Source organism: Dermacoccus sp. UBA1591, assembly GCF_002322065.1.
GTDB classification, from domain to species: Bacteria; Actinomycetota; Actinomycetes; order Actinomycetales; family Dermatophilaceae; genus Dermacoccus; species Dermacoccus nishinomiyaensis.
This window is the reverse complement of sequence record NZ_DCNR01000092.1, coordinates 1-9189: the sequence shown is the minus strand read 5'-3', so window position 1 is coordinate 9189 and position 9189 is coordinate 1. Positions and strand designations below refer to the sequence as shown.

The 9189-nt window shown below is 72.1% G+C and carries 9 protein-coding genes; 8 read left to right on the top strand and 1 reads right to left on the bottom strand.

Annotated elements, in window-relative coordinates:
• Nucleotides 1-80: 80 nt before the first annotated feature.
• Genes B2284_RS10285 through B2284_RS10260 form a run of 6 tightly spaced genes read left to right on the top strand, consistent with a single transcriptional unit; the run spans nucleotide 81 to nucleotide 5865 of the window.
• Nucleotides 81-1367 (top strand): AMP-binding protein, encoded by a 1287-nt coding sequence (locus B2284_RS10285; RefSeq protein ID WP_062258258.1) that lies wholly within the window; start codon nucleotides 81-83, stop codon nucleotides 1365-1367.
• The gene (locus B2284_RS10280) at nucleotides 1360-2118 is read left to right on the top strand and encodes an SDR family NAD(P)-dependent oxidoreductase (RefSeq protein WP_006943602.1); all 759 of its coding nucleotides are present in this window, start codon (nucleotides 1360-1362) and stop codon (nucleotides 2116-2118) included. Before B2284_RS10285 ends, B2284_RS10280 begins: the two co-directional genes overlap by 8 nt.
• A 47-nt stretch (nucleotides 2119-2165) precedes the next feature.
• Complete coding sequence (locus B2284_RS10275) at nucleotides 2166-2624, top strand: hypothetical protein (protein WP_286697447.1); 459 nt, start codon at nucleotides 2166-2168, stop codon at nucleotides 2622-2624.
• Nucleotides 2625-2682: 58 nt separating this feature from the next.
• Nucleotides 2683-3606 carry a glycosyltransferase family 2 protein gene (locus B2284_RS10270; RefSeq protein ID WP_286697446.1) on the top strand — a complete coding sequence of 308 codons (924 nt, stop codon included), beginning with the start codon at nucleotides 2683-2685 and terminating at the stop codon, nucleotides 3604-3606.
• Nucleotides 3606-4709, top strand: a complete 1104-nt coding sequence (locus B2284_RS10265; protein ID WP_286697445.1) for a hypothetical protein — start codon at nucleotides 3606-3608, stop codon at nucleotides 4707-4709. Before B2284_RS10270 ends, B2284_RS10265 begins: the two co-directional genes overlap by 1 nt.
• The gene (locus B2284_RS10260; RefSeq protein ID WP_136788114.1) at nucleotides 4696-5865 is read left to right on the top strand and encodes a DNA-3-methyladenine glycosylase family protein; all 1170 of its coding nucleotides are present in this window, start codon (nucleotides 4696-4698) and stop codon (nucleotides 5863-5865) included. Before B2284_RS10265 ends, B2284_RS10260 begins: the two co-directional genes overlap by 14 nt.
• Nucleotides 5866-5890: 25 nt before the next feature.
• Here the strand turns inward: B2284_RS10260 and B2284_RS10255 are convergent, their stop codons facing one another.
• Complete coding sequence (locus B2284_RS10255) at nucleotides 5891-6850, bottom strand: 2-phospho-L-lactate transferase CofD family protein (RefSeq protein ID WP_082740636.1); 960 nt, start codon at nucleotides 6848-6850, stop codon at nucleotides 5891-5893.
• Between the two features lie 391 nt (nucleotides 6851-7241).
• On the opposite strand from B2284_RS10255, the gene B2284_RS10250 reads away from it, so the two are divergent.
• Complete coding sequence (locus B2284_RS10250; RefSeq protein WP_167539850.1) at nucleotides 7242-7502, top strand: WhiB family transcriptional regulator; 261 nt, start codon at nucleotides 7242-7244, stop codon at nucleotides 7500-7502.
• Between the two features lie 5 nt (nucleotides 7503-7507).
• Nucleotides 7508-9189: glycosyltransferase family 2 protein (locus B2284_RS10245; RefSeq protein WP_286697444.1), on the top strand; the 1682-nt coding region annotated here is incomplete at its 3' end.

Genomic DNA, 9189 nt, shown 5'->3' with positions numbered 1-9189 from the left:
AACTTCGACGCGCCCGGCCTTCGCTCCATCGAGACCGTCGGAGACGTCCTCGACTTCATCGACGAGCTTCAGAAGGCCGAATGACGGGGGTGCTCGACTCGCGTCCTGCGGGCGCGGGCAACCGCGTCGTCGTCGGCGAGTTCGACGGCACGTGGGCTGAGTTGGCGCAGGCGCCGTACGGCGCATCGTCCGACACACCGACGCTGCCGCCCGCCGCGGCCTGCCTGGTCTCGGGGCACCGAGCGGCGGCTCAGGCCGCCTGGAACGCAGCGCTCGACCCGGGCCGCGAGACGCTCATCGCGACCGCGTCGCGCATCGGGGACGAGCAGGCGGCGCAGCTGCGTGACGGGGGGCTGACGCTCGTGCGCGACAGCGCCGGCGGCGTCACGCTCGAGGCCGCGACGGCGCCGCGCGAGCCCGAGGCGGGCCGCATCTGGTTGCTGACGTCCGGTTCGACCGGGCGTCCGAAGCAGGTGGCACACACCCTGGAGTCGTTGACGACCGTCGGGGGGCAGCAGCCTGCGCGCACCTGGTTGTGCCCCTACACCCCGGGCGCCTACGCCTGGTGGCAGGTCGTCACCCTCTCGCTCACGATGCCCGGGCAGGACGTCGTCTTCGTCGAACCCTCGCAGCTCGACGAGTGGCCGCAGCAGGCGCTCGCGGCGGGCGTGACGGCGGCATCCGGCACGCCGACGTTCTGGCGTCAAGCGCTGTGGCGCAACGGTGACGTGCTCGCCCAGCTGAAGCTCGAACAGATCACGCTCGGCGGCGAACCCGTCGACCAGGGCATCCTCGACCGACTGCGTGAGGTCTTCCCCGACGCACGTATCTCATGGATCTACGCGAGCTCCGAGGCCGGTGCGGCGATCGCCGTCCACGACGGGCTCGCCGGATTCCCCGAGACCTGGCTGGAGCGCGAGGTCGCCGGGCGCCCGCGCCTGAGCGTCGAGGACGGTGAGCTGCTCATCGCCTCGCCGAAGGCCGCCGAGGGCATGGACGCCGTCATCCACACCGGCGACCACGTCGAGATCGCCGAAGGACGCGTCGTCATCACCGGCCGCATCGCGAGCGACGAGATCAACGTCGGCGGGTCGAAGGCGTCCGCGGGCGCCGTGCGGGCAGTGCTGCTCGAGCACCCCGACGTCGCCTGGGCCGCCGTGCGCGGGCGCAAGGCGCCGCTCGTCGGCAACGTCGTCGCAGCGGACGTCGTCCTGCGCGACGGCCTCGCCAAGGGTGACCCCGGTGCGCCCGACCAGGCTGCGCTGCAGGCGTGGTGCGCCGAGCGACTGCCCGAATACGCGGTGCCACGCCGCGTCAAGTACCTGAGTGAGATCCCGATCAAGGAGAGCCTGAAGAGCGATGTCTGAGACCACGAACGAGCCGAACGTCATCCCCGCAGCCTCCTGCGTCCTCATCTCCGGAGGCTCGCGCGGCCTCGGCCTCGCGTTCGTCGAGGAGGTGCTCGCGAACGGCGCGAAGGTCGCGGCGTTCGCCCGCACCGTCACGCCCGAACTGCAGCAGCTCATGGACGCCAACCCGGAGCGCGTGTACGTCGGCTCGGTCGACATCACGGATTCGAAGGCCGTCACGTCGTTCATCAAGGACGCCGCCAAGGTGCTCGGCCCGATCGACGCGCTCGTCAACAACGCGGCGATCGGTCAGGACTCGCTGCACCTGCACACGACACCGGAGCGCATCGAGGACATCATCTCGACCAACCTGACGGCGACGCTGCTCGTCACGCGCGCGTTCATGCGTCACGCGATGGCGAAGGTCGGCAAGGGCCGCATCGTCAACGTGACGAGCGTCTGCGCGCAGCGCGGTTACGCCGGCCTCGTCGCGTACTCGGCGACGAAGGGTGGCCTCGACGCCGCGACGCGCTCGCTCGCGCGGGAGATGCACGGGCGATTCCTCGTCAACTCGATCGCGCCCGGCTTCTTCGCCTCGGAGATGAGCTCCGTGCTCGGCACCGAGCAGCTGTCGACGATCACCCGCCGGACGCCGACGAACCGTCTCGTAGAGCCGGAGAACATCACGCCGACGCTGCGCATGCTGCTGTTCGAAGACACGAACATCAACGGCATGGTGCTGACGATCGACGGCGGCGGCTCGATCTGAACGACCCCACGACGCGGCCACCGGCCTCGAACACCTCACCCGCATGTGTGGTGCTCGAGGCCGCCGTGCGTGACGGCGACGTCGTGCGCGCCGCCGACGTCAACGCGACGACGTTTCCCGACGCCGCGCGCAGCTACCTCGCCGACGGGACCGGCCTCGGCTGGCGCGTGCCCGAACGGGTGAGGGAGGGCGCGCGTTTCGTCATCGACGCCGAGATCGTCGCGCCGGTGCGGGCGTCCTTGGTACGGCGGTTCGGGGTGGACGACCCGGTCGAGTTCGCCGAGGCCTGGACGCGCGCCGAAGCGTTGGCCAAGCTCGCCGACGTCCCGATCATCACGTGGCTCTCGCGTCATGGGCTCGCCGTGCCGGCCGACGTGCTGGAGGATGCCGCGGTGGGTCGGGTGGCGTGGCGCACGGAGGTTCGAGGTGACGTCGTCATGACGCGCGCGGCGGCGTTGAGCGGCGCAAAACCCCGAGATTCCGGGGTTGTCGGCGGCGCACTCTAGCCTGGCAGCAGAGTCGAGGTGCGGTGAGCGCCACGGTTTCCCATGACGGAGGAAAGACATGATGATGACACAACCGGGTGCGGAACCGGGCGCGTCCGAGGGCAGGGCGCTGCCGAGGGTCGGCGTCGTCCTCATGACGATGGGCAACCGCCCCGACGATCTGCGGGCGGCGCTTGACTCGCTCATCGCCCAGCGCGACGTCGAACTCGACGTCGTGCTGCTCGGCAACGGGTGGGATCCGGCCGAGAACCCGTGGCCGTTCCCCGACGTCGTGCGCCCCCTGTACTCGCCGGAGAACCTCGGCATCCCGGGCGGGCGCGACGTCGGGGCAGCCAAGGTGCGCGGTGACTACCTCTTCTTCTATGACGACGACGCGACCCTGCCGAACGACCACGTCCTCGCCGACATGGTGCGAGAGATGGAACGCGACCCGAAGAACGCCGTCATCGGCCCGCTGGGACAGGACCCGACGGGAAAGCCGACGCCGCGGCGATGGATCCCGCGCCTGCGTGTCGAAGGCGGCGGCAAGCCCGGGCCCGCGACGTGGTTCCTCGAAGGCATCCACCTGTCCCGGCGTACCGCGTTCGAGGAAGTCGGCGGCTGGCCAGGGGAGTTCTTCTACGGCCACGAGGGCATCGACCTCGCCTGGCGCCTCATCGACGCCGGCTGGGTCATCCAGTACGTCCCGAGCATCACCGTCCATCACCCCGCGACGAGCCCCGCGCGTCACGCCGTGTACTACCGGATGAACGCGCGCAACCGCGTGTGGGTCGCCAAGCGAAACCTACCGGCGCCGCTGGTGCCCCTCTACCTCGGCAACTGGGCCGCCATCACGGTGCTGCGCGTCAAGGACAAGGAGGCACTCAAGACGTGGTTCGCCGGTTTCGTCGAGGGCGTGCGGACCGACGCGGGGGAGCGGCGCGTCATGTCGTGGTCGACCGTCGCCCGGCTGACGCGTCTCGGCCGGCCCCCGGTGCTGTGATGGGGGCCGCAACCTCGCTGCGTCGCAGACTCACTCGTTCGAGCGGCCGCCCAGCGTCGCTCGACGCGCAGGGCACGCGGGGCATCCACGTCGCCATCACCGGGGTGAAGAACCGCAGTCACCTCGTCTACATCGCCTCCTACGTGCGCACCCTCGTCGACGGGGTCACGCCGATCCGCGTCTCGTTCGTCGCCGCGCCCGCGTTCCTCGCCTCCGCCGCCGTCACCGTCGACGACGCGCGCGAGCTGCTGCCTCAGGGCGGGAGCGTCACCGTCGAAGACGGGATGCCCGGATGGCGATTCGACGACGCGGCCCGCTGCCTCTACGTCGCCGTGGGCGCGCCGGGGCTCAAGGCCGTCGCCCGGCTGCGACGAGCCAACCCGACGCGGCGCATCGAGGTCGTCGTCACGGACGAGGGCATCGGCTCCTACGCTTCGCGTGACTCGCGGCGGGCGGCGCTGGAGCGTCACGGCACCCCGGCGGCGAAGGCCGCAGTGCGCACGCTCGTCACCGCGGCCATCGCGCGCGCCTGCACGACGCTGCGGTGGCCGACGTTCCGTTCGGTCGGATCATCGTGGGAGGTGTTGCCGGCCGTCGCCGCCGAGTTCGGACGCGAGCTGGGCGACGCGCGCCCCGGCAGCGACGCGAGCGCCGTCATCCTCACCCAGCCGGTCGTCGACCTCGGCTGGTGCTCGCCGGAGGCCTACCTCGCGTACGTGCGACGCCTCGCGGACGCCGCGGCCGCGGCCGGGCTGCGACCGCTCGTGCGTCCGCACCCCGCCGAAGATCGCGCCCGGTACGCGGAGTTCGACATCATGCTCTCGCGGGGCACCGCCGAGCTCGACCCGGACGTCGTGCGTGCGAGCCTGGCGCTCGGCGGGCCGAGCACGGCCCTCATCAACCTGTCGGCCATGGTCGGCATGCCCGTCGTGTGGGTGAGTGAGCCGAGCGTGGCGCACCTCGACACCGACGTCTCGCCCGAGCAAGCCGGGATCTTCGAGGCGTTCCTCGGTGAGCGGGTTCCACTCGACGAGGTGGAGCGCGAGGTGAGTGCTGTGGTCTCCCGCGGCCTCGAGGAGCGTGGGTCTGATGGACGTCGCTGACGCGGCCGAGGGGGCCGGCGGGGGCGACACAGTCCACGGGGCCGACGGGGCGGGCGCGCCCGGCGCCATGTCGGCCGACCTGTTCGAGGTGTGGGAACCCGGCCGGCCGGTGCCGCTAGCGCAGATCCTCGGCGCCCTGCGCCGCGGCGTGGGCGACCCGAGCATGGTCATCGGCGAACGGCAGTTGTGGTGGGCGGTGACGACGCCCCTCGGGCCGGCGTTGACGTGGTGGCGCTCGATGCCCGTGCGTGGCGGTGCACCCGTAGCGACGCCCGGAGCCGCACGAGCGGATAGGCCGGGCCTCGGTGGGATGGCGGGCTGTGAGCCGCGAACCGCCGCCATGCCCGATGGCAGCGCGCGCGCCGAGCGTCCCGACCGCGTCGAGCTGCGGGCCTACGGCCCGGGTGCGGCGTGGTTCCAGGGTCGGGTGCCTCGCATCCTGGGCGGTGACGACGACCCGTCCGGGTTCGTGGCCCGTCACGACCGGGTGACGGCGGCACTGCGCCAGCCGCACCATCGTCACTGGCGCGCCCCGCGCACGGGACTCGTCATCACCTCGCTCGTGCCGAGCATCCTCGAGCAGAAGGTCACCGGCAAGCAGGCGTTCGGCGGGTTTCGGGTGCTCGTACGCCGCTACGGCACGCCCATCCCGACGCCCGCGGAGGTCGTGCGCGCAGCCGGCCCGCAGGCGCATGCCGTCGCCCGCATGCACGCCGCGCCGGACGCACGGGGGTGGCGACGCATCCCGTCCTGGGCGTGGTTGCAGGCCGGCGTCGAGCCACCGCAGTCGCGCACGATCATGCGAGCGCTCGACCACGCCGACGCGCTCGAGCGGACGGCGGACCTGCCGCACGCCGAGGCCCACGCTCGCCTGCGGTCCGTGCCCGGGCTCGGAGTGTGGACGAGTGCCAAGGTCGCGCAGACGGCCTGGGGTGACGCCGATGCGCCGACGTTCAGGGATTACCACGTCGCGAAGCAGATCGGGCACGCGCTGATCGGCCAGGACACCGATGACGCCGGCATGGCGCGCCTGCTGGAGCCATACCGTGGGCACCGGTTTCGCGCCGAGCGCCTCATCCTCGCCGGCGGCCCGCCGCGCCCACGCCGCGGCGCACGCATGACCCTGCCGTCGCACCTGCCGACGCGCACCTGGTGAAACGCATCCGCCGCGGGGGAGCTGACTACGACAACAGGGCAGCGTCACCCAGGACGACGGCGCGCAGCCGGGCGGCGGCGTCGACGTCACCCGCGAGGGCGGCCCGCATGGGCGCTCGCGTCACGGTGAGTGACGACGGGTAGCGCGTCGGCGCCTCGGCGTCGTCGATGACGAGGGCGTCGACGAAGTCGGCGTACAGGTGGGCGAGGGTTGCTGATGACGCAGTCGCCCCGGTGAGTCGCCAGCTCGCGGCGTCGACGCCGGCGGGGCGGTGCCCGTCGAGGCCGATGGGGCTGAGCGCCACGACGCGCGCCGACGTGCCGCGCAGAGCGTCGCGGATCCCGCGCACCGCGAGGAATCCGGCCATGTCGAGGATCGGCGACATCGGCGGCAGGACGACGACGTCGGCGCTGCGCACGGCGTCGAGCACGCCGGGCGCGGCGTCGGCGTGATCGACGCCGGCGACGACGAACCCCTCGGGCTCGCGGCGGTCGGTGTCCTCGATCCAGCGCAGCGCGTGACGGCTGACCTGCCCACCGTCGCCGTCGGGTTCGAGCACGTGCAGTTCGATGGGTTCTTCGGTGAGCGGCAGGACGGCAGCCGTCTCGCTCTGCGCGCCGCGGCACTGCGTCCACTGCTGCTGAGCTGCGGCGACGGCGCCGGTGCCCCGCGCGTGGCGATAGGTGCGGGCCACGGCCTGGGCGAGGGCCTCATCGTCGAGCCAGCCCCACGCGCCGGTCGGAATGAGACCGGCGTCCCGCAGAGAGACGACCGCTGTGCGCGTCCCCGGCACCGCATCGTCCGCACTTCGGCACACCGCGTCGAGGTTGGGGCAGAACCTGAGACCTGCGAGACTGATGTCATGCGACGTGTTGGTGACGTAGATCACATCGAGCAAAGGCGTGTTGGTGATGGACTCTCGCCCGAACAGCGCATCTAGTGCCGGGCGGGAGAGGGGACCACTAGATAGGACGCTCACATGCATTGTGTCAGTGTGACACGGGGGCGCAGCAGGGCCTCGACCACCCCCGCCGAGGGCTGATCGGGGTCACCCGTTCGGCTTGACTCACTCGAATGACACCGATGTAATAACACCGTTGGTTCTCGCCACCGCTTCGCTCTCGCTGCCACCTGCCCGCTGCGCACGACGCCCTTCGTCCGGGCGTCACCGTCGACCTTCTCGACGGCTCGCCATCGGCGGATCATCGGCTGGATCGTCGCGTCACCAGGGGGTTGTCACCGCTCGGTGATATGGCCGCCGCGAGCGGCGGATCACGATGACCACACGACCGACGTGCCGATGATCGGGACGTACCGCAGAGCCCGGCCCACCCGCCGCGACCGCCGACCACGAAAGGACGGACATGCAGGAATTCATGCAGTTGATCAGCCTGCACGACGCCCTGGACGACACGGAAGAGCTGTCGTGGCAGGAGCGCGCCCTGTGCGCGCAGACCGACCCCGAGGCCTTCTTCCCCGAGAAGGGCGGCTCGACCCGTGAGGCGAAGCGCGTCTGCGTCGGGTGCGAGGTGCGCTCCGAATGCCTCGAGTACGCCCTCGAGAACGACGAGCGATTCGGCATCTGGGGCGGGCTGTCCGAGCGCGAACGCCGCAAGCTGAAGAAGCGCGCGGTCTGAGCGAAGTGTCGGCGACCCAGGTCAACGGCGTCGACGAGTTGCACGACGGCTCCCCAGCACACCCCTTCGTCACCGCTGTCCTCATCGCGCGGGACGCCCATCAGCCCTGGCTCGACGCCACCGTCACCGCCGTCTGCGCGCAGACGCGCCGCCCCGACCGCCTCGTCATCGTCGACGGCAGCGCCGCCGGACGCGTGCGCGGCACCCTCGACGCGATGACCCGCGAGCGCGCCGACCTGCGGGCGCTCGACGTCACCGTCGTCACCGCCTCGCACGACGAGGCGTTCGCCGCGCTCGTCGACCGCGCCGTCCAGGCGCTGCCCGCACGCTCCAGCGACCACGTCGTCGCGCTACGCACCCGACGCCGTGCACGTCGCCGCGAGAGCCACCCGAACGACCGGTACAACTGGCTCTGGTTGCTCCACGAGGATTCGGCGCCGCTGCCGACGGCCCTCGCCGCCCAGCTGAGGGCGGCCGGACGCAGCGAACGACTCGGCATCCTCGGCTGCAAGATCCACGAACTCGACCGCCCAGACCGGCTCGTCAACGTGGGCATCGACGTCACGACGAGCGGCCGGCACGTCGCGCGCACGCATGGCGGCGAACTCGACCAGGGCCAGCACGATCTTCGCCGCGACGTGCTCGCCGTCGCGAGCTCCGGCATGCTCGTGCGCCAGGACGTCTATCTCGAACTCGGCGGATTCGACCCCGCCTTCGACGGTGACGGCGACGGGCTCGACCTGTGTTGGCGCGCCCACCTCGCCGGGCACGCGGTGGCCGTCATCCCCGACGCCGTCGCCCATCAGGATCTCGACGCGGCGCACCTGCTGCGCTCCATCGACGGGGGTGGCTCGCGCCCTACCCGCCGCGAGCGACGTGCGCTGTCGCGCCGTGCGGGTGACCCCGATCGTCCTGCGCCGCACTCGGCCGCGACGCTGCGTCGTCACCGTCAGGTGGCCCTCGCGCGCACACCGGCGTGGCGCCTGCCGTTCGCGATGGTCTGGACGACGCTGACGTCGCTGCTGCTCGCGCTCGCGCTGCTGCTCGTCAAGCGGCCGCGGCGTGCCGCGGCCGAGTTGGGGCAGGCGAGCGCATCCTTCGGCCTGGCCCGCATCTTCGGCGCGCGCCGGCGCTTCCGCGGCCGCGCCGTCGTCAGCACTGCGCAGTTGCGGTCGTTGTTCGTGCCCGCCTCCGTCGGCCGCGCCCGCGCGTGGGAGGCGTTCGTCGAGGCCGTCACGCCTAGCGGTTCGCGGACGGCCGGTGCGAGCCCGGCGTCGTCGGAGACCGGGCCCACGTCCTCGGACGCCGAGGACCTGACGGCTCCGCGCGGCATCGTCGCGCGCGGCCTGCGTCACCCCGGCCTGTGGTTGTTCCTGGCTCTCATCGCACTGAGCGCCGTGCTCGCGCGTCGCACGTTCGACACCGACCTGCTGAGTGGCGGAGCGGGCCTGGCGGGCGGCGCTCTCGAGCCGAGCTTCACTTCCGCGAGCGCGTGGTGGCACGCGTGGCGCGACGCCTGGCAGGGCGACGGGTACGGGCATCCCGCCTCGTCGGCGCCGTATCTGCCGTTCCTCGCGGCGGGCGCGTGGCTCGTCTCGGTGTTCCCGTGGACGGATGACGCCGCGAGCGCCCAGGCCGCGCTCACGTGGTTGTTCCTCGCCGCGCCCGTCCTGGCCGGCCTCGCCGC

What these genes read in the sequence shown, in the direction of transcription:
- B2284_RS10285 (WP_062258258.1), top strand. Translation starts at nt 81, where the DNA reads ATGACGGGGGTGCTCGACTCGCGTCCTGCGGGCGCGGGCAACCGCGTC.
- B2284_RS10280 (WP_006943602.1), top strand. Translation starts at nt 1,360, where the DNA reads ATGTCTGAGACCACGAACGAGCCGAACGTCATCCCCGCAGCCTCCTGC.
- B2284_RS10270 (WP_286697446.1), top strand. Translation starts at nt 2,683, where the DNA reads ATGATGATGACACAACCGGGTGCGGAACCGGGCGCGTCCGAGGGCAGG.
- B2284_RS10265 (WP_286697445.1), top strand. Translation starts at nt 3,606, where the DNA reads ATGGGGGCCGCAACCTCGCTGCGTCGCAGACTCACTCGTTCGAGCGGC.
- B2284_RS10260 (WP_136788114.1), top strand. Translation starts at nt 4,696, where the DNA reads ATGGACGTCGCTGACGCGGCCGAGGGGGCCGGCGGGGGCGACACAGTC.
- B2284_RS10255 (WP_082740636.1), bottom strand. Translation starts at nt 6,850, where the DNA reads ATGCATGTGAGCGTCCTATCTAGTGGTCCCCTCTCCCGCCCGGCACTA.
- B2284_RS10250 (WP_167539850.1), top strand. Translation starts at nt 7,242, where the DNA reads ATGCAGTTGATCAGCCTGCACGACGCCCTGGACGACACGGAAGAGCTG.